Source organism: Tepidibacillus decaturensis (assembly GCF_001561915.1).
GTDB lineage: Bacteria > Bacillota > Bacilli > Tepidibacillales > Tepidibacillaceae > Tepidibacillus_B > Tepidibacillus_B infernus.
The window spans coordinates 2,501,649-2,522,189 of record NZ_LSKU01000001.1 but is presented as its reverse complement, the minus strand read 5'-3'; the positions used below and the strand labels follow the sequence as shown (position 1 = coordinate 2,522,189).

Sequence of the window (20,541 nt, the reverse complement as noted above, 5' to 3'; positions counted from 1 at the left end):
TATAGGTTCGGAAAAGATGGAGTGGAGCAAAATGGAGCTTTTAAAAAAACAGAAACGGTTGCTAGCAATTCTAATCATAGGACTTATCGTAAATATGACATTCTTAAGAGCAAATGCAGTGCTAATAGGGAATGTTCCAAATGATAAAAATATTGATAAACAACTTTATTTACAACAAATTAAAGCACCTTTAGGATGGGAGGAAGTAAACACCAGCGAGGTGACCATTGCCATCCTTGATACAGGGGTAGATCTGTACCATCCTGACTTAAAGGCTAACTTGGTTGAAGGGATAAATCTGATTGATAAAAAGATGCCACCTCAAGATGACAATGGCCATGGAACCAATGTGGCAGGAATTGTTGGAGCGATTGGTAATAATGATGAAGGGATAGCAGGATTAGTATGGAATGCCAAAATCATGCCAATTAAAGTATTAGATGAACAAGGGGAAGGAGACTCTTTCTTAGTTGGACAAGGGATCCGTTATGCGGTCGACAATGGGGCAAAGATTGTTCTTCTATCTTTAGGCGAACCCATCTATACACCTTTTATGAAGGAAGCCGTAGATTATGCAGAATCTAAAGATGTACTAGTCGTTGCAGCATCTGGAAACGAAGGAAATCGATTAAATTACCCATCAGCATTTGCCAATGTACTATCTGTGGGTGCGGTAGATTTAGAGGACGATTACGAAACCTATTCCAATTACGGTCAACAGCTAGATGTTGTTGCGCCTGGTGAAGGGATTTATACAACCAAATTAGGTGGAGGGTATACTTCGAATGTGGGAACCTCGATGGCAGCACCACAAGTAGCGGGGTTAGCTGCTTTAATTTATCAAAAATATCCTATTTTAACTCCAGCAGAGGTTAGAGATTTGATTAAATTTACTGCTGATGATGTAGGAAGGCCGGGGTGGGATATCCTAACAGGTTATGGAAGAATTAATGTCGCAAAAGCATTAACAAGTCCGTTATCGACCATAAAGGACGGATATGAACAAAACCAAACAAAAGACAAAGCAACCCCTATTCCATTGCAAGATACAATTAACGCCCAAATTGCTGGAGTCAATGATCATGATTGGTATCAGTTATTATTGCCTTATCGAGGGAAAGTTCAATTGAATATTCAATTAAAGCAGGAACCTAACGTTGCTCTTCAATTAGAGTTAGAACCAGCGAATTCAGAAGATCAACAACCGTTGGTTTATCCAATCAACAAAAATTTAACCATTGATATCGATCTACCAAAGGGAACGACTTATTTAAAAATCAGTCTTTCAACAACTGTTAAAGAAATGACACCTGATAGGGAAACGATCAATGAGCAACTTAGGAATGAAGCGATATCTTACTCCGTTTCTACGAAATATACCATTTATAAGGATAATTATGAAAACAATGATAGACCATGGCAAGCTTATCAGATTCAACACTTATCTGAGCCGATTAAAGGAACATTGGAAAAGGATCAAGATTTAGATTGGTATAAACTTTACATACCAAGTAATGGGGAGCTAAAGGCAAAAGTATCTGTTGACACCTTAAGATTGGATCCTGTGATTCGTATTCAACCAGAAGGGAAAAAAGCGATTGAAATCGACAGCTATGGTTCAGGAAAAGCAGAAGAAGGAACTATTTTTGCAAGACCAGGTACTTACTATATTCAAATCTCTGATTATAATGGCTATGGTGTGAATGGAGAATATACCTTACAGCTACAATTTAAAGATATGGATGGAGATATTCATGAACCGAATAACCTATCAAGTAACGCGACAAGGATCACTCCCTCTAACAGAAAAATGGAAGGCATCCTATCCAATGATCAAGATGTAGATTGGTTCATTTTTGAAATCAAACAAATGTCTAACCAACTAGATTTCGACTTTTTAGCAGAACAAGAGGCAGATGTAACGCTTTATGATGATAACTACGAAATCATTTGGAATCAAAAACAAACATCTTGGAAAGAGCAATTAGAATTAAAAAAAGGAACTTATCGACTTCGAATAAAAGGAGAGTTTTCCCATAACCCGTATCAATTTTATTTAAGAGATCATATCAAAGAATTACCAAATAGAAGTGCGAGGTGAGTAAGATGACAACCTATTTTGGCTATATCAGTTTAATGGGGATTATTTTAACACTTGTAAGCATCGGAATATCTTGGTGGGCATTACAGAGTATCCGTTTTGACCTTTTTACCTACAATCCCAAAAGCCCACAAACCAAAGCACTGCAGATTATTTTGTCCATCGTCATCGGATACCAAATGGCTCAATTTTTCATCAATTATTTACAATGGTCATTTAATGTAAAGAGTATGTTTTAAATTTTATTTAAGATGAATGAGAATGTATATTACAAAAGAAGCGACTTTCAGGAATGCATTTCTTACCTTTTGGAACCCCACAAAAGTATATCTTCTCCCATAAGTGTGAACAATGGTTAACAAATAAAAAAGTTTGGATATTCCAATTATGGAATATACAATCTTGACGACGAAAATGGTGTGGGAGGAGAAAAAATGAATCAAAAGGGGAAAATAGTCCTTATCTTTATATTGTCAATGACCTTCATTTTAGGTCTTACGGTTCAAGGAGAATCGCAAGAGGATATAGAATTTGTGATTAACTCATTCAAAAAGACAAATGCAGCATTAGACCAATATTGGCTACATGTTGGGATTCCATATGGCATCTATCAGGATGATCACCAATGGTTAGATCTTGGGAATCAATTAAGTAAAGCTTTAGAACTAGCCGAACAAAATCAGCTACAAACGATTGGATTGCAAAAGTTTTATCGTAGCCAAGGAACATGGGGAAAAGAAACAGAAGTTGAATTACAACTAAAACGTCAAAATGCGCAAACAAAAGAGATGTATCTCATCTTCCAGCTAAAAGGGAACCAATCGCTAGAAGAGATGTCGATGTATTATCAAAAATTGTATCAAACATTACAAGAAAACCAAATTTCTCCTAAAATTAACTCTTGTATCCAAGGAAGTATCGATGATAAAATAAATAATGGTACTCAGCTTGTCCTGATTGATCAAATCCTACATAATCTAAAGGCAAAGAAAGTAGAGCAATTAGACACAGATCTAGTCAAAAGCGTCTCAGCCTTTTCAACTTTAATTAGACAATCGATTTGGACAGGGAATCAGAAAATGAATATTCAAGTGGCGACCCATTTAGATGTTTTAAAACGAAGAACAGTGCTTACAGTGGGAACGCCGATCATCATTGTTGAATATTAATAGTATGAGAAAATGTGAAATGAAAAATGAGCGCGGAGGGAACAACTTTGGAAAAAATCATCGTCCGCGGTGGAAGGCAATTATCCGGCAGCGTCAAAATACATGGTGCGAAAAACGCAGTACTGCCGATCCTTGCTGCATCAATTCTAGGGGAAGAAGGAGAAAGCATCATTAATGATGTTCCGTCCTTAGATGATGTCTACACCATTATAGATGTATTATCTTTTATTGGCTTAGATGTTCATTACAAAAATGAAGTCGTTAGAATCAATGCGACAAAGATTGTGCGAACAGAAGCACCATACGACCTAGTCAGAAAAATGAGAGCATCCTTTTTAGTCATGGGACCATTACTTGCGAGAAAAGGGCATGCTCGTATAGCTTTGCCTGGAGGATGTGCCATTGGCAGCCGCCCTGTAGATCAGCACTTAAAAGGTTTTGAAGCAATGGGTGCAAAAATAAGTATTGGTCAAGGCTATATTGACGCCTCTATTGATGGCAAATTAACAGGTGCACGAATCTACCTAGATTATGCAAGTGTAGGTGCAACGGAAAATATTATGATGGCAGCTACATTAGCGAATGGAGTTACAACCATTGAAAATGCTGCGCAAGAACCAGAAATCGTCGATCTAGCCAATTATTTGAATGGAATGGGAGCGAAAATTCGCGGTGCAGGTACAGGAACCATTCGTATTGAAGGAGTAGAACGATTAACCGCGACACAGCATTCTGTTATTCCTGACAGAATTGAAGCAGGAACCTTCTTGGTGGCTGCTGCGATTACTGGTGGCAATGTACTCATTGAAAATGCAATCATTGACCATCTAAAACCCGTGATTGCTAAACTGGAAGAAATGGGCGTTCAGATACTAGAAGAGGAACAAGGTGTTCGTGTAAAAGCAACACATCCATTGAAGGCAGTTGACTTAAAAACGTTACCTCATCCTGGATTCCCTACTGATATGCAATCGCAAATGATGGCATTATTATTAATTGCAAACGGAACAAGTGTGATCACGGAAACTGTTTTTGAAAATCGTTTTATGCATGTTGAAGAATTCAAAAGAATGAATGCCAATATCAAAATCCAAGGTCGAACAGCAGTGGTCGAGGGTAATGCTAAACTAATTGGTACAAGGGTTCAAGCCACAGATTTACGTGCTGGAGCAGCCCTTGTCATTGCGGGGCTCGTTGCAACTGGTGAAACAGAAGTAACCGAACTACACCATATTGACCGTGGGTATGTAAACTTTGTTGGCAAGCTTCAAGCACTAGGTGCAGATATTGAGCGAGTAGCCGATGAAGTAAAGTCAGCCCAAAGCTTGCAACCCCTTTGGATATCTTAATGAATTAAAAAATTAGATATACTAAGATGAAAACAGGAGGATTTTTTCCTTCTGTTTTTTATTTTTCCTCTTTATTTTTTTCGTAAAAACCAATATGATAGAATTTGGATTGAGAACTGACTAGTCGGTTCTGAGGATAAGGAGGAACATGTCATGAGGCAAAGCCGTCGCATAGGAGTATGGTTTGTCATACTTGCTATCATGCTAGTTAGTATCGGATGTTCATCGCAACAAGAGGAACAATCCAAAGAAAACCAACCTGTACCTGTCATGGTACAACAAGTAGAGCGAAAAACGGTTGAACATACCGAACGATATGTAGGTACCATCAAAGCGAACCAAGATGTTCTTGTTTTACCAAAGGTATCAGGAAAAGTTCAAGAAGTTTACGTCAAGCAAGGAGATACAGTAAAAGAAGGGCAGGTTCTTATTAAATTAGATGACCGTGATTTACAGGATCGCTTGCACCAAGCAGAAGCGGCCTACCAACAAGCACTAAATGGACTTACTCAAGCAAAAGAAGGAAAAGGATCTAACCTTGTTCAAGCAGAATCAAGGTTAAAACAAGCAGAAGACGCTTTTCAACAAGCAAAAAAAATCTAGAACGGATAAAGACACTTTATGAAACCCAAGCAGTTTCTAAAAGCCAATTAGAACAAGCGGAGGCTACCTATCTTCAAGCTGAAACAAACCTAAAAGTGGCTCAGGATGCAGCTGAAAAAGCCAATTCCAATGTCGGGATTGCATCTTCAGAATCTGCCGTACAGCAAGCAAAAGTAGGGGTAGAACAGGCTCAACATGCGATCGCTGATTCAAAAATTACGGCGCCAATCGCAGGACAGGTGGTTGCCATCAATACTGAAAAGGGAGAGATGGCAGGGCCTCAATCTCCAGTAGCGCAGATCGTCAATGCCAATCAAGTCACTGTACAGTTAAACGTTTCTGAAACATCACTTCAAAGCTTTAAGCTAGGACAACAGGTCAAAGTAAACGTCTCTTCTCTCAATCAGACTTTTCCTGGAGAAGTAACCTTTATTGCCCCGTCAGCGAATGCCCAAACCCTAACATTTGCCATAGAAGTTGTCATCAAGAATGAACAACAACAGATCAAACCAGGAATGCTTGCAGAAGTAACATTGATTAAAGATGCAAAACAGCAAATCGTCGTTCCTACCCAAGCCATTTTAGGAAATGGGGGCCAAACCTATGTTTATATCATTCAGAATGGAAAAGCTGTAAAAAGACCAGTAAAAGTAAGTGAAATGGCTACAGAAGAAACGACAATTGCTGAAGGTTTATCCGAAAAAGATACGGTTATAATCAAAGGCCAATATGCGTTAACAGAGGGGACCCCGATTGAGATTGTGAAGGAAGAAGGGAAGTCATCGTGAAACTAGTTGATGTTTCTGTCAAACGTCCAATCGGCGTCATCATGATCGTCCTAGCCATTATCTTGATGGGGACGATTTCTCTTCGTAACCTAGCGATTGACCTTTATCCAAAACTGAATCTCCCTATTTCAGTTGTTATGACTGAATATGAAGGAGCTGCTCCTCAAGAGGTGGAAAAGTTAGTAACCAAACCCCTTGAAGGAAGCTTAGGTACGATTGAAGGGATTAAGAAACTACAATCTACTTCAGCACCAGGCCAATCCCTAATTATCCTCCAGTTTGACTGGGGTTCGAACATGGATGAAAAGATAAATAGCATGAGGGATAAGTTAGACCTTGTGACAAGCTTCTTACCAGAAGAGGCAGGAAAACCGCTTGTATTAAAATTAGACCCAACAGCGATTCCAATTATGAGGCTATCTGTATCCGGAGATTTAGATCAAAACCGTTTAACGCAAATTGCAGAAGATGTAATCAAGCCAAGATTAGAACGTACCCCAGGTGTGGCCAATGTTTCCCTTCTTGGTAGTAAACAGAAAGAAGTTAAGGTTGAAGTTTCACCTGTCTATTTAAATGGCTATGGTATATCTATCAACCAAATCACTCAGATTCTCGGGTCAGAAAATCTATCAGCTACAGCGGGAACCTTACAAAAAGGGGATCAAGAACTACAGCTTCGGATTAACGGAGAATTTGAAAATATCGATCAGATCAAAAATGTGCTGATTCCTTTACCAAAAGGAGGAACAGTCAAACTACAGGATATTGCCAAAATCACAGAGGTTGATAAGAAAATCACAGAGATTACCAAGGTCTCTGGGAAACCAAGTTTAACCTTTGACATTTCCAAAAAATCAGATGGCAATACGATTAAAGTAAGTGATGAGCTATATCAATCAATGGAAGGAATAGAGAAGGTTCTTCCTCAAGGGGTTCATCTTGATACCGTTTATGACTTATCTGTCTTTATCCGTCAATCAGTGTATAATGTTTTACGAAATCTAATTGTAGGTGGACTATTAGCCATCATCATTTTATATCTTTTCTTAAAGAATCTACGTTCAACCTTAGTGATAGGCATAGCGATGCCAATCGCAGTGATCTCTACTTTCAACCTCATCTATTTCACAGGTGAAAGTTTAAACCTGTTAACCCTTGGTGGCTTAGCACTCGGTATTGGGATGATGGTAGATAGTGCGATTGTTATCTTAGAAAATATCTTTCGTTATCGCGAGCAAGGCTATGAAATGATGGAAGCTGCCCAAGAGGGATCAAAAGAAGTCGCTCCAGCAGTAATCGCATCTGCATTAACAACGGTTGCTGTATTTATTCCGATTGTCTTTGTAAAAGGCTTAGCAGCAGAACTCTTTAGACCATTAGCCTTAACCGTTAGCTTTTCCTTATTGGCTTCTTTAATCGCCTCATTAACAATTGTACCGATGCTCTCTGCTCGTTTGTTAAAAAAGGGAGAAAAAGAACCAAATATAGCTCAAGGTTTTAAAGGAGTGCTATACAAAGTCTTATTTGCTTTTGAACGTTTGATGAATAAAGTCTATGACAAATATCGGTCTGCACTAAAATGGTCACTTGGGCACCGAAAGACGGTTGTTTTTGGGACCTTAGCCCTCGTTGTGGCCACTTTTGCACTCGTCCCATTGGTAGGAACAGAGTTTATTCCAACGATGGATCAAGGAGAAATTAACATTGATGTGACCTTACCTCAAGGGACCTTATTGCAAGAAACAGATCAAACGGTGGCAAATATTGAATCAAAATTATCAGGAATACCTGAAGTGAAGACCGTATTTACCAGCGCAGGAAATGGTGGCGCCTTCGCCATGGGGATTGGTAATTCAAATATTGGTAATCTTTATGTCAAATTGGTTCCTCTAGCGGAACGGGACCGAAGCACAGATGAAGTGATGGAAGAGATTCGTCAGGTAACGAAAAAGATTCCTGGAGCCGAAGTGAAAGTCTCACAAATCCAAAGTGGTGGGTTTGGTAGTGGGTCTCCAATCTCCATTATGATATCTGGGGATGATTTAACCGTTTTAGAGCAACTTGCTGAACAAGTGAAAGCTGAAGTGATGCAAGTAGAAGGAACAAGGAACGTGGAGAGCTCTGTTGACGAAGGTCGTCCCGAAATGCAAATTCTTGTTGATCGAGATAAGGCTTCCTTATATGGTTTAAATTTTGCGCAAATCATGTCCTCAGTCAAGACCGGATTTAATGGGCAAGTTGCTACTCGTTATCGAAATGAAGGACGAGAAATCGATGTAAGGGTTACATTGCCGGAGGAATATAAAAAAGACATGAACCAGGTAGGAGAAATGTTGCTGCAAACCCCATTTGGTACACAGATTCCTTTAAAAGAAGTAGCAAGCATCGTTCAAGTCAAAGGTCCGACTCAGATTGAGCGTGAAGATCAGAAGCGAAAAGTCACGATTACAAGCGACTTGGTAGGCCGAGACCTAGGTAGTGTAACTAAAGATATTCAAGCCAAATTAGACCAACTTCATCTACCAGATGGTTATATGTATGAAATGGGTGGTCAAGTGAAGGATATGGCAGACGCCTTTGGTGATTTACAATACGCCTTGATTTTGGCGATCTTCTTAGTCTACATGGTGATGGCAGTCCAGTTTGAAGCAATTACCTATCCATTTATCATTATGTTTTCCATGCCTGCAACCTTTATAGGGATTGTAGTCGGACTTGTTATTACAGGATGGCCACTAAGTATTCCAGCCTTTATCGGGGTAATCATGTTAGCGGGTATCGTGGTTAACAACGCAATCGTTCTTGTTGACTATATTAACATTCTCAGAAAGAGGGGAATGGAAAGAAAAGAAGCAATTCTTAAGGCTGGTCCAAACCGACTCCGCCCCATTTTAATGACAACCTTAACAACCATTTTAGGTTTGATTCCATTAATGTTGGGGATTGGCGAAGGAGCAGAGACCCAGGCTCCTTTAGCAACAGTAATGGTCTTTGGTTTATCCTTCTCCACATTAGTTACGTTACTACTTGTACCTGTGATGTACCTATATATTGATGATTTTGAAAACTGGGTAAAACGGAAATGGTTTGGGGGAAGGAGTAAAAAGCATGTCAGAACAAGTTGAATTAACCAAACGGGAAGCAATCTTAAGAAGTGCTTTTATCATCTTTACGGAAAAAGGTTATCATGCTGCCAAAGTGAGTGATGTCGCTGAATTAGCCAAAGTAGGCAAAGGGACTGTTTATGAATATTTCTCAAGCAAGGAAGATCTACTAAGAGGGGTTATTGAAGAAGGAATCAAATACTACATGAAGGAATTAACAGAAAATATTAAGGGTCCAACCCCTCCATGGGAGAAAATCAAAAAAATGATTAGAAGGCATGCCGAAATCTTAAGAGAAAATCAAAATATCTCTCAATTGATTTTTCATAACTTTGGCATTGTCACTGAAGAGTTTCATCAGTTTTTAATGTCCCAGCGCCAAGCCTTTATCGAAATGTTGAAAGATTTAATCCAACAAGGAATCACTTCAGGAGAATTGAAACCAATGAGTACAGAAGTTGCGGCTAGAATGATTCTAGGGAGCATGGTTTCCATTCAATTTGAAACAGGTTGTTTAGATGAAGCATCAGTTGAAGAGATGATTAAGACATTGGCAAACGGGATGATGCAAATCTAGTATTTCTAGTGATTTTCTAATAGAAAATAGTTCTATTTCTATCGCTCCTTCATATCTTGTATGGACAGGGTCAAACTGACAAACAAGAATGGAGGAGCTATTTTTATGAGACCAATGATTTTCATCTTCTTATTTATCCTAGGAGTATCCATGATCCTAATTCCTACACTATTTGTAGCATTTTTTGGAAACTCCCATTCTACAGAAATGACGATACCAGAAAAAGTAGATTTAAAAATCGATCCTGATCATTCGATTCCGATCACCGTCTATCGGACAGCTAGCAAAACGGTAGAAACCTATCCAATCGAAGAATATGTACGAGGAGTCGTTGCTGCTGAGATGCCAGTTGATTTTGAATTAGAGGCCTTAAAAGCACAAGCCATGGCAGCAAGAACCTATATCGTTAAGAGAATCTTAACCAATGATTTTTCTGATGTACCTGGTAGGGCGATGGTGACGGATACAATCCAACATCAAGTCTTTCGTTCTGAATCAGAATTAAGAAAAAAGTTTGGGCTTCATTATGCTGAAAAGATCGCCAAGCTGAACCGTGCAGTCAATGAAACGATGGGACAAGTCATCACCTATGAAGGTCAACCGATTACAGCACTTTTCTTTTCAACTAGTAACGGTTATACTGTCAATTCAGAAGACTACTATGTAAAAAAGATCCCTTACCTAAGAAGTGTTCCAAGTCCTTGGGATACAGAATCGCCAAGATTTCAGGGAACAATCTCCATCCCCTTTTCAACAATTCAAGCCAAGTTGAAGGTAGACCCAGCCGTATTTACTTCAACAGGGCAAGAATGGATCAAGGTTTTAGAATGGACGCCAAGTAAAAGAGTAAAGAAGTTGAAGATTGGAGATAAATTATTAACAGGTAGAGAAGTGAGAGAACTCTTAGGGCTTGACTCCTCCAGCTTCACCTTTGAAATTATTGGCGATCAGGTAGTGTTCAATACAACAGGATATGGACACGGTGTAGGTATGAGCCAGTACGGAGCAAATGGAATGGCCAAAGAAGGGAAAAAAGCAGAGGAGATTGTCAAATACTACTACACAGGAGTCGAAGTGAAAGACGATAAAATCTGGATCAAAAAACAATAGAGCAAGTATAAAATTTTGTATCCCTCAGGTATAAACAGGTAAATAATGGACAAAATGGTTGCTGAGGTGATGCAAAAAATGAGTAAAAACTCAAAGTGGAAAAAATTTTTAGGTAAAAAGTGGACCTTCCCCGCCATTTATATGATTGCCGCAGCACTTATTCTTACATTAATGTGGTGGTATCAAGATCCAAATGAGTATCCATTAACTCAAGAAGAATTAGGTCTTCAAGAAATTACCCCAGAAGTAGTTAATGGGTCAGCACAAGATGAGATGGGGGAAGAGGCCGTTGCAGTTGCAACACAAACAGTAGAGCAAATGGTTTGGCCTGCAGAGGATCCAATCAATGTTCAAGTTAAAATGGAATTTTTCGATGATACATCTACTGAAGATGCAATGGCTGAATCTCTGATTACATTTCAAGGTGAATATTGGCCACATAATGGAATTGATATCGTTGCAAAGGATAAAAAAGCCTTTACTGCTGTTGCAGCATTAAGTGGGGAAGTAGTTCGGGCAGATAAGGATCCAGTAATGGGGTATGTCGTCGAACTCAAACATGAGAATGGGCTGATTACAACTTATTCTAGCTTAAAAGATGTCACTGTGAAAAAAGGAGATAAAATCTCTCAAGGAACTCCTTTAGGTACAGCAGATCGCAATGTCTTTGAAAAAGATCATGGTATACATCTACATTTTGAAGTACGTAAAGACGATATTCCTTTAAATCCCAATGCCTTTTTTGGACAAGATGTAAATCAAGTATTAGAACAACTTTCTCAAGGGGAAAATCGACCAACCCAAACTGAAAATGAAAAGGGTCCAGAGTCGAAGCCAAATGAAGCGAAGGATGTTCAATCACAAGATTCAAAACAACCTGATGTAAAACAAAACGAAGAACAAAATAAAACAAAAGAACAAAGTGAGTAAAGAAATGAAAGCTACTAGGATGATTGCCTAGTAGCTTTTTATTGGTTTGTATATTACAAAAGAAGCGACATAGCACGACTAGCAGCTTTAGCTGTGTAGTGTGACTTGTATCATCTAAGGATAGTGGTTTTAAACTAGGCTCACTATTATACATAAAAATGTGATTGAACAAACAAAACATCATAAAATTATGTGATCTATTGACTTAAAACTGAGCATGTGGTTATAATAAATTATAAAAGTGTGATTAAGTGACGCAAAATATGTATAAAAATGTGATATTTTGGAGGTGATACTGTGGAAAGGCTGATCATGCAGGATTTGCTGAAGTGGAAAAACTCCAGGCACCGCAAGCCACTGATTTTGAAAGGCGTGCGCCAAGTGGGCAAGACATGGGCGCTCAAGGAGTTTGCCAGGCGTTATTATAAAAATATTGCGTATTTCAACTTTGACGAACACCCGGAATACAAGCAGTTTTTTGAAAACACAAAGGATGTCGAACGCATCCTGCAAAACCTGATGATGGCAAGCGGCCAAACCATCAAGCCGGATAAGCCTGAGGATACGCTCATTGTTTTCGATGAGATTCAGGAATGTCCCAATGCTTTGAATACGCTCAAATACTTCTGCGAAAACACGCCGCACTATCATGTGGCCTGCGCCGGTTCACTTTTGGGCATTGCTTTGTCAAAGCCGGCCTCTTTTCCTGTCGGCAAGGTGGACTTTTTGGAAATAGGGCCTATGACCTTTACCGAATTTTTAATGGCCAACGGCGACGGCAATCTTGCTGCCTATATGGACAGCTTGGACAGGATTGAGGCTGTTCCGGATGCATTCTTCAATCCACTTTATGAAAAGCTCAAAATGTATTTTGTGACCGGCGGGATGCCTGAGTCTGTCAGGTCCTGGACGGAAGATCGGGACGTCGAGCTGATGCAGCAGGTACTTTCCAATATCCTGGGGGCATACGAGAGGGATTTTGCCAAGCATCCTGATCCCAAAGACTTTCCTAAGATATCATTAATTTGGAAATCCATTCCGTCCCAGCTTGCCAGGGAGAACAAAAAATTTATTTATAAGGTTGTCAAGGAAGGAGCCCGGGCTAGAGAATATGAGGATGCTTTGCAGTGGCTATGCGATGCCAACCTGACTTATAAGATATACCGCAGCAGCGCGCCGGGGCTGCCCATTTCTGCCTATGATGACTTGTCTGCCTTCAAGCTTTATCTGGTGGATGTAGGACTATTACGCCGTTTGTCGCTTTTGGCGCCTTCCGCTTTTAGCGAAGGCAACCGCCTGTTCGTTGAGTTTAAGGGGGCTCTTAGTGAGAATTATGTGCTCCAGGCGCTGAGAAACCAGTTTGAAGCCATGCCCCGGTATTGGACGATAGACAATCCCCGGTATGAAGTGGATTTTCTGATCCAGAGGGAAAACGACATTTTGCCCGTTGAGGTTAAATTGGAAACCAATGTGGAAAGCAGAAGCCTGAAGAAGTTTAAAGAAAAATACGGCGACAAGGTCAAGCTGCGTGTCCGCTTTTCATTGAACAATTTGCGGTTGGACGATGATCTGTTGAATATCCCGATGTTCATGGCCGATTATGCAGATAAACTGATTGGGATGGCATTGAAGCAGTAGGAGAATTAATTCTAGTTCATAGCAAACCTGCCCTGCCTTAAAAAAGAGGTGCAGGTTTGTGTACTTTCAGGAATGCCTTTCTTTCATTATTCCTTATTCAAAGAAAGGCATGGATGACGGAGCTCAAGGAAAGCCGCGAGTAACGGAGCACGTTAGAAAATACAAACCTTCTAAAAAAATTTATGTAAAATAGCTTGTCAAGGCTTGTAACAAAAGAATATATGCCAAACCTCCTCATATAATGTACAGACGATTTGAATGCGGGGAGGCGAGGGTAGTGCACGATTACATCAAAGAGCGAACCTTGAAAATTGGTCGATACATAGTAGAGACTAGAAATACGGTTCGTACTATTGCTAAAGAATTCGGTGTATCAAAAAGTACGGTGCACAAAGATCTAACAGAACGGTTACCCGAAATAAACCCAGACTTAGCTAATGAAGTGAAAGATATCCTAGAATATCACAAATCTATTCGGCACATTAGAGGAGGGGAGGCAACAAAAATTAAATATAAAAAAGCAGAATAAAAGTAAGTTTGTATATTCCAACGCACGATACAAATCTAAAACGAAAAGTGGCGGAAAAAAATTCTAAGAAAATCGACAAAAAAGGATAAAATTTTATAAAAATAAAAAGGGATTTCCGAATCTGTATCGAAATATTTTTTAAGGGAAAATTATGCACGAATTTAAGTTTTTTAAAGTAGAGTATGCGGCAGGGAGGAAATATGGATCATGTTGAGTAAGGATATCGGAATAGACCTTGGTACAGCCAATGTATTGATTCATGTAAAGGGTCGCGGAGTAGTCATCGATGAGCCATCCGTCGTTGCGATCGATACTAGAACGAAAAAAGTATTAAAAGTAGGAGAAGAAGCAAGGCAAATGGTTGGAAGGACCCCAGGGAATATCATTGCAACAAGGCCGTTAAAAGATGGGGTTATTGCAGATTTTGATATTACAGAAGCAATGCTTAAACATTTTATCAGCAAAGCTGGAGTGAAAAGTTTTTTTAAAAAACCTCGAATCTTAATCTGTGCACCAACAAACATTACATCAGTAGAAGAAAAAGCGATACGGGAAGCTGCAGAAAAAAGCGGTGGAGGAGAAGTCTTTCTAGAATATGAACCCAAGGCTGCTGCCATAGGCGCTGGATTGGATATTTTTCAACCTAGTGGGAATATGGTTGTAGATATTGGCGGAGGAACGACAGATGTAGCTGTTTTATCGATGGGAGATGTCGTCACCGCCTCTTCTATTAAGATTGCAGGGGACAAGTTTGATCATGCCATTATGGCGTACATAAAAAGAAAGTATAACTTACTCATAGGTGAACGGACAGCTGAAGACTTAAAAAAACAAATTGGTACAGTATTTGCCGGAAGTCGAAATGAAGAAATGGATATTCGCGGGAGAGATTTAGTCACTGGATTACCGATTTCTGTGACGATCCATTCTGATGAGATTAGAAAAGCATTACAAGAACCGATTTCAGCGATCATTGCCGCTGCAAAATCTGTTTTAGAAAAGACCCCACCTGAACTTTCTGCAGATATTATTGATAAAGGGGTTATTTTAACGGGTGGCGGAGCTTATCTGCACGGAATTGATGCATTATTAACAGAACAATTAAAAGTGCCTGTTCTTATTGCAGATGATCCGATGTCTTGTGTTGTACGGGGAACAGGAATCATGTTGGACAACTTAGATAAGGTCAAAAAAAGAAAAAAGAGATAAGTGTATCGATCTAATTCCATAAATGAAGGTGAAGGAAAATGATCCGCGGATTGTATACTGCAGCAGCAGGAATGTTAACTCAACAAAAACGTCAAGATATCTTAACGAATAATTTAGCCAATATCAATACACCTGGATATAAACAGGATCAAGCGATGATGCGTTCTTTTCCTGAGGTTTTTCTTCAAGCGATTCAAGAACCATTTGCTGCAAATAAACAAATCGGTTCGATTCATCAAGGTGTCTTTATTGAGGAAAGTGTACCTATTTTTACGCAAGGGGATTTAATCGAAACAAATGACCCCTATCATCTTGCTATTATTGATCAAGATTTACCGATCGATCCAACAACAGGCCTGAAACCATCTCTTTTTTTTACTGCAGTTGATGGAAAAGGAAATCGATTTTATACTAGAAGTGGCGTTTTTACAGAAGATGCTGCCGGGCAATTAGTCACTCCTGAAGGCTACCTGATTTTAGATGATCTTGGATTTCCTATCCAAGTAAATGGCCGTACCTTTAAAGTGGATGAAAAGGGATTGATGACCTTCTCTGACGGAGAACAAATCAGAATTGGTTTATCTGTCATCAATGACCCAAAACAGCTATTGAAACAAGGGAATAATATGTATCGTTTAAATGATAATAACAATCCCCCTATGGTCGATCCCAATGGCAATTATCAGATACAACAAGGGAAAATAGAGCGAGCAAACGTAGACCCGAGTCAAACCATGGTCGATATGCTGACAGCTTTAAGATTATATGAAGCCAATCAAAAAGTGATTCAATCTTTAGATCGCACCTTGGAAAAAGCTGCGAATGAAATTGGTAGGGTATAGATGTATAATGGAAAGGAAGAGGTTATGAGATGAATGTTTCCATGATCAATGGTTTGGTAGGAATGCAAGCCACCCAACAAAAAATAGATACCATATCCAATAATATAGCCAATATTGAGACAACTGGATATAAAGGAAGGGAAATATTTTTTCAGGACATCTTGTCATCAAGAATCGAACAACCAGATTCCTTTCGATTACAAGGAAGAATGACCCCAATGGGATTGGACCAAGCAACCGGTTCAAGAGTTTCGTTAACCTTAGGCAATTTTAATCAAGGGCAACCTATTGAAACAGGGGTTTCAACAGACCTGATGTTGATGGGTAAAGACATTTTCTTTACAGTGATCCCTGCAGATGGGAATTCACTAGACCCTAAAGAACTTAGATATACCAGAGATGGCCATTTTCAAATCGATGCAGAAGGCTATTTAGTTACAGATCAAGGCGATTATGTTTTAGATACTTATGATTTTCCAATCGAAATTCCTGAGCAAGCAACCTTTCAGGTAGATAAACAAGGAAATGTGATTGCTGAATATGCAGATGGAACGAAAGAAGAAATAGCAACGTTAAAACTTACAAGAATCATATCCCTTCAAGCATTAGCACAAGATGGGGCAAACCAATATCGGATTCCTGCTGAACTGATTGATCAGGGAATCGAGGTAAGAGACCAGAACTTTGATTTAGCAGAGCCTAGATATGCCAACCTCTACGCTGTGATTCAAGGGAGTTTAGAAGCCTCTAATGTAGAGTTAGCCAAAGAAATGGTTCAATTAACAGAAGCCCAAAGAGCTTATCAATTTCAATCAAGGGGGATTTCCATCGCTGATCAAATGGCAGGAATGGTAAATAACCTTAGAGGATAAAAGGATGAGACAGAATGGAATCACAACAAGCAAAAGTAAGATCAAGATCAGAAAGACATACCACTGAGAAGAAAAAGAAAAAAACAGTGGGTTCAAAACAAAGCCTTAATCGTTTAGCTTTCTTATTGATGGCATTTGCAATCATTTCATTTTTTGTAGGTTCAATCATTGGGTACGGGGTGCTTGGTAAAGGCAATCCTCTTGAAATATTAAACCCGACTACATGGGTTCATATGTACCAACTTATTTTTGGCTAGACTTCCTTTCAGTCATCTTCGTTACTATGAAGGTGGCTTTTTTGACGCGAATTGTAATTTGTAACGAGCTCCGTCATCCATGCCTTTCTTTGATTGCAACACGCTTAATGGAATCTTACAATTACTAAGTTTGATAAGAATTGTTCTTTGCAAAAGGTGCGACTTTTGAGAGCCTCTTGTAAAGGACAATTCTAAGGAATCTTACAACCTCAGATGAAGAGGGGGAAAATTCGTGAATGTGCCAAACATTCTTACTGTAAGTCGATTTCTCTTAATTCCTGTTTTCCTTCTTGTATTTTTTAATGGATACGAAATTCACGCCTATGGAATTCTATTACTAGCAGGGATTACGGATGTGATAGATGGGTATTTGGCAAGAAAGCATCATTTAGTCACAGAATTGGGTAGCATGTTAGACCCATTGGCAGATAAGCTGATGATGATTACAGTCATTATTTCTTTGTTAGTTGCTGGTGAAATCCCTTGGTTAGTAGCAGCCATCTTCTTTTTTAGAGATGCAAGTATGATTATCGGTTCCGCTTTTTTTCATTTTAGAGGGAAGAAAACGGTGCCAGCCAATGCCCTAGGCAAGATGACTACTTTTATGTATTACCTTGCTGTATTGCTCATCACTTTTGATTTACCCTATAATGTAGAATTCTTTACCTTTGTAGTTGCATTTTCATTCTTAACTTCAATTGTTTACATGTTTCAGTTTAAAAAAATCAATGACTAAAAGAGAGCACAACGCAGCAAGTGCGCCATGCTCCTTTATGTGAACCCTCATCCAACCAGAGCCGGAAGAGGGGACACTATTTATTCTAAGCGGCAAGGCCGAAAATTATGCTGTGAAATTTTGGTTGGAGGGAACTAAGCGATGTTAGATATCAAAGAAATACATAAAATTATACCACACCGCTATCCATTTCTTTTAGTGGACAAGGTGATTGAATTAGAGGAAGGCAAAAAGGCAGTTGGGATTAAGAATGTAACGATAAACGAACCATTTTTTCAAGGCCATTTTCCGGAGTATCCAGTGATGCCAGGGGTTTTGATTGTAGAAGCTTTAGCCCAAGTTGGCGCAGTGGCCATGCTTGTGAAGGAAGAAAATAAGGGAAAGTTAGCTTTTTTTACTGGAATTGACAACTTCCGTTTTCGTGATCAAGTGGTCCCAGGAGATACATTAACTTTAACCGTAGAAGTCATCAAAGTAAAAGGACCAATGGGAAAAGGAAAAGCAACAGCCCATGTAGGAGACAAGCTAGTGGCCGAAGGCGAAATCATGTTTGCGATTAAGTGAATATAAATCTTTTCGATCATTTTAAATACTATACTTAGTATAGAGGGGGAAAATGGAATGAAATGGTCTTCCATTCGTAAAATGTATCCTAACCAATTTGTAAAATTAAAAGCTTTATCATCAAGAGTTGCAGATGGGCAGGAAGTGATAGAAGAAGTGGCTCTAATCGAAGTGATTGATGATAAAAATGCTACAGGTGAACTTTTAAAGTCCAAAGGCGATGAATTTGTATATCATACTGCTCATGAAAATATCGTTCTTGAAATCAGAGAAGATATTGGACTAAGGAGATTTTTATGAAAATAAAGTATCAATATGGTTTGTTGTTAGTGGATATTAGAATAACGACTAATGGAAAATCAAAAACAATTAAAAATTTAGTCGTTGATACTGGAGCATCTAAAACCTTAATTTCACAAAATGCGGTTGATGATATTGGGGTACAAGTAGAGGTAAATGATCGAATCGTTACTTATTATGGTATTGGCGGAAAAGAACATGCATTTAGGAAGAAGGTAGATGAAATCACAATTGGTGATTTTTCTATTAAGAACTTGGACATAGATTTTAATGATTTTGGCTATAAAGATATAAATGGATTGCTTGGATTAGATGTATTAATGGAAGCAGGCTTTAAGATTGATTTGTTAAACTTAAAACTAGAAAAAAGCAGTGAATCAACTAATGAATGATTCACTGCTTTTTTATTTCTATGCTAAGAAGATCGAGCCATACACCAATGCGCCTAAAATCACAAAAGAAGGATGAATCTTCCAACGCTCCATCAATAAATAACTGATACCAATGAGGACCATGGTTTGGATAGCACCTACATGACCTATAGAGGTATCAATGAATTTATAGGCAATCACTCCTAATAACACAGCAATTGTTGGGCGAACATACTGGCTCATCCGCTTCACTCTTGGTGAGTCTTTATACTTGAAAAGCAATTTCAGCAAAAGAATCATTAGAACTAATGAAGGGGCAACGACAGCTAATTCAGCTATGATCGTACCTAAAATGCCACCTTGTGAATAGCCAATGTAACCAGCCATTTTGGTGGCGATAGGCCCTGGTAAAGCATTGCCTAAGGCTAAGATTTCACTAAATTCACTTACGGTAAACCAGCCATATCGACCAACGACCTCATTTTCAATCAATGGAATCGAGGATGGACCACCACCATAGCCAAGAATTCCGGGGATAAATAAAGCTAAGAAAATTTGCAAATATATCATTTAGCCGATCCTCCCTCTTTCACAGATTTAGGATCCCGTTTCAGTACAGCTGCCAATAATAAAATAACGATAAGGATTGCGGGATGAACGTTAAGTATTTCAAGTAAAAGATAACTTGCGATAATCATAAGGATAGAAGCAAACCACCCAAGATGTTGCTTTGACTTTTTTACAAAGTCCCATGTTAAGGTAATCATCATCATGGCAACAACGGGGACAACCCCTCTTGTCATTCCTTTTACCCACGCTTGATCTTTAAAAGTATTTAGTGATGTAAGAAATACAATCATGAGAAGAATCGTTGGTAAAATAGAGGCCAATAGTGCATTAAACATCCCAGGAATCCCCGCCATTCGATAACCGATATAGCCGGCCATTTTGGTGGCAATTGGCCCTGGTAAGGTATTTCCTAACGCCAAGACGTCAGCAAATTCATCATCATCCATCCATTTAAATCTCTCCACCACTTCTTTATGGACGAGAGGGATTGAAGAAGGTCCCCCGCCAAATCCTAACATTCCCGAACGAAAAAATGCGATAAATATATCTAAATGTAGCATATTTCTCCTCTTCTTTCTAATCTCTAATCTTCTCATTCCTTTTTTAGTATATCTTATTGTATAGAGGGCGACAAATCATTTTAATAGACGACATTGGCCGTTAAAACTGTATATATACATATGAAAGCGAGACTTATTTCGAGGATTGACACAACTCCCTCTTACGGTGTTGAAGAGGGAGTCTTGTGGAAACCGAAGATAAAGTGGAGGAATAGGGTTATTTTAACAGGCTAGGTAAAAAATATAAATAGGCGAGCTCGTCATTTACATATAAATGGTCAAGCTCCTAAAGAAGTCGTAGAAGACTGCTTGGCAAAAATATACACCTTTTTGTGAAGTTGAAAAGCAAAATGCTATCAATC

General features: G+C 39.0%; 22 protein-coding genes. 20 read left to right on the top strand and 2 right to left on the bottom strand.

Annotation, left to right across the window (positions count from 1 at the left end):
* Positions 1–31: 31 nt before the first annotated feature.
* From U473_RS11750 to U473_RS11655, 20 genes are all read left to right on the top strand, one after another.
* Positions 32–2,101, top strand: a complete 2,070-nt coding sequence (locus U473_RS11750) for a S8 family peptidase (protein ID WP_068726592.1) — start codon at positions 32–34, stop codon at positions 2,099–2,101.
* A gap of 5 nt (positions 2,102–2,106) precedes the next feature.
* Positions 2,107–2,340: a DUF1146 family protein gene (locus U473_RS11745; RefSeq protein WP_068726589.1), complete on the top strand. Its 234-nt coding sequence runs from the start codon at positions 2,107–2,109 to the stop codon at positions 2,338–2,340.
* A gap of 195 nt (positions 2,341–2,535) precedes the next feature.
* Positions 2,536–3,270 (top strand): YwmB family TATA-box binding protein, encoded by a 735-nt coding sequence (locus U473_RS11740; protein ID WP_068726587.1) that lies wholly within the window; start codon positions 2,536–2,538, stop codon positions 3,268–3,270.
* A gap of 47 nt (positions 3,271–3,317) precedes the next feature.
* On the top strand, positions 3,318–4,619 hold the full coding sequence (gene murA / locus U473_RS11735) for a UDP-N-acetylglucosamine 1-carboxyvinyltransferase (protein WP_068726585.1): 1,302 nt from the start codon (positions 3,318–3,320) through the stop codon (positions 4,617–4,619).
* 153 nt (positions 4,620–4,772) lie between these two features.
* Positions 4,773–5,222, top strand: a complete 450-nt coding sequence (locus U473_RS11730; RefSeq protein ID WP_068726583.1) for an efflux RND transporter periplasmic adaptor subunit — start codon at positions 4,773–4,775, stop codon at positions 5,220–5,222.
* The gene (locus U473_RS11725) at positions 5,171–6,010 is read left to right on the top strand and encodes an efflux RND transporter periplasmic adaptor subunit (RefSeq protein WP_082732527.1); all 840 of its coding nucleotides are present in this window, start codon (positions 5,171–5,173) and stop codon (positions 6,008–6,010) included. Before U473_RS11730 ends, U473_RS11725 begins: the two co-directional genes overlap by 52 nt.
* The gene (locus tag U473_RS11720; protein WP_068726577.1) at positions 6,007–9,135 is read left to right on the top strand and encodes an efflux RND transporter permease subunit; all 3,129 of its coding nucleotides are present in this window, start codon (positions 6,007–6,009) and stop codon (positions 9,133–9,135) included. Before U473_RS11725 ends, U473_RS11720 begins: the two co-directional genes overlap by 4 nt.
* Positions 9,119–9,691 (top strand): TetR/AcrR family transcriptional regulator, encoded by a 573-nt coding sequence (locus U473_RS11715; RefSeq protein ID WP_068726575.1) that lies wholly within the window; start codon positions 9,119–9,121, stop codon positions 9,689–9,691. The genes U473_RS11720 and U473_RS11715 overlap by 17 nt, the downstream gene beginning before the upstream one ends.
* A 105-nt stretch (positions 9,692–9,796) precedes the next feature.
* Complete coding sequence (spoIID, locus tag U473_RS11710) at positions 9,797–10,801, top strand: stage II sporulation protein D (protein WP_068726573.1); 1,005 nt, start codon at positions 9,797–9,799, stop codon at positions 10,799–10,801.
* A 78-nt stretch (positions 10,802–10,879) separates the two neighbouring features.
* A complete protein-coding gene (locus tag U473_RS11705; RefSeq protein ID WP_068726571.1) occupies positions 10,880–11,731 on the top strand; it encodes a M23 family metallopeptidase in 852 nt (283 codons plus the stop codon).
* 297 nt (positions 11,732–12,028) lie between these two features.
* On the top strand, positions 12,029–13,369 hold the full coding sequence (locus U473_RS11700; RefSeq protein WP_068726568.1) for an ATP-binding protein: 1,341 nt from the start codon (positions 12,029–12,031) through the stop codon (positions 13,367–13,369).
* A 277-nt stretch (positions 13,370–13,646) separates the two neighbouring features.
* Positions 13,647–13,898: a sporulation transcriptional regulator SpoIIID gene (gene spoIIID / locus U473_RS11695; RefSeq protein ID WP_068726566.1), complete on the top strand. Its 252-nt coding sequence runs from the start codon at positions 13,647–13,649 to the stop codon at positions 13,896–13,898.
* Positions 13,899–14,105: 207 nt separating this feature from the next.
* On the top strand, positions 14,106–15,107 hold the full coding sequence (gene mreB / locus U473_RS11690) for a rod shape-determining protein (protein ID WP_068726563.1): 1,002 nt from the start codon (positions 14,106–14,108) through the stop codon (positions 15,105–15,107).
* Positions 15,108–15,145: 38 nt separating this feature from the next.
* Entirely contained in the window at positions 15,146–15,949 is an 804-nt protein-coding gene (locus U473_RS11685) for a flagellar hook-basal body protein (protein WP_068726561.1), read from the top strand.
* A 29-nt stretch (positions 15,950–15,978) separates the two neighbouring features.
* Complete coding sequence (locus tag U473_RS11680; protein WP_068726558.1) at positions 15,979–16,821, top strand: flagellar hook-basal body protein; 843 nt, start codon at positions 15,979–15,981, stop codon at positions 16,819–16,821.
* Positions 16,822–16,835: 14 nt separating this feature from the next.
* Positions 16,836–17,078 (top strand): DNA-directed RNA polymerase subunit beta, encoded by a 243-nt coding sequence (locus tag U473_RS15055; RefSeq protein ID WP_068726556.1) that lies wholly within the window; start codon positions 16,836–16,838, stop codon positions 17,076–17,078.
* A gap of 232 nt (positions 17,079–17,310) precedes the next feature.
* A complete protein-coding gene (locus U473_RS11670) occupies positions 17,311–17,814 on the top strand; it encodes a CDP-alcohol phosphatidyltransferase family protein (RefSeq protein ID WP_068726554.1) in 504 nt (167 codons plus the stop codon).
* Between the two features lie 141 nt (positions 17,815–17,955).
* The gene (gene fabZ, locus U473_RS11665; RefSeq protein ID WP_068726552.1) at positions 17,956–18,378 is read left to right on the top strand and encodes a 3-hydroxyacyl-ACP dehydratase FabZ; all 423 of its coding nucleotides are present in this window, start codon (positions 17,956–17,958) and stop codon (positions 18,376–18,378) included.
* A 57-nt stretch (positions 18,379–18,435) separates the two neighbouring features.
* Positions 18,436–18,678, top strand: a complete 243-nt coding sequence (locus U473_RS11660) for a hypothetical protein (RefSeq protein ID WP_068726550.1) — start codon at positions 18,436–18,438, stop codon at positions 18,676–18,678.
* The gene (locus U473_RS11655) at positions 18,675–19,070 is read left to right on the top strand and encodes a retropepsin-like aspartic protease (RefSeq protein ID WP_068726548.1); all 396 of its coding nucleotides are present in this window, start codon (positions 18,675–18,677) and stop codon (positions 19,068–19,070) included. The genes U473_RS11660 and U473_RS11655 overlap by 4 nt, the downstream gene beginning before the upstream one ends.
* An 18-nt stretch (positions 19,071–19,088) precedes the next feature.
* On the opposite strand, the gene U473_RS11650 is transcribed toward U473_RS11655, so the two are convergent.
* Together U473_RS11650 and U473_RS11645 are read right to left on the bottom strand one after the other, a co-directional pair.
* A complete protein-coding gene (locus U473_RS11650) occupies positions 19,089–19,619 on the bottom strand; it encodes a chromate transporter (protein WP_068726546.1) in 531 nt (176 codons plus the stop codon).
* Positions 19,616–20,179, bottom strand: coding sequence for a chromate transporter (locus U473_RS11645; RefSeq protein WP_068726544.1), 564 nt, complete (start codon positions 20,177–20,179; stop codon positions 19,616–19,618). Before U473_RS11645 ends, U473_RS11650 begins: the two co-directional genes overlap by 4 nt.
* Between the last annotated feature and the right edge of the window lie 362 nt (positions 20,180–20,541).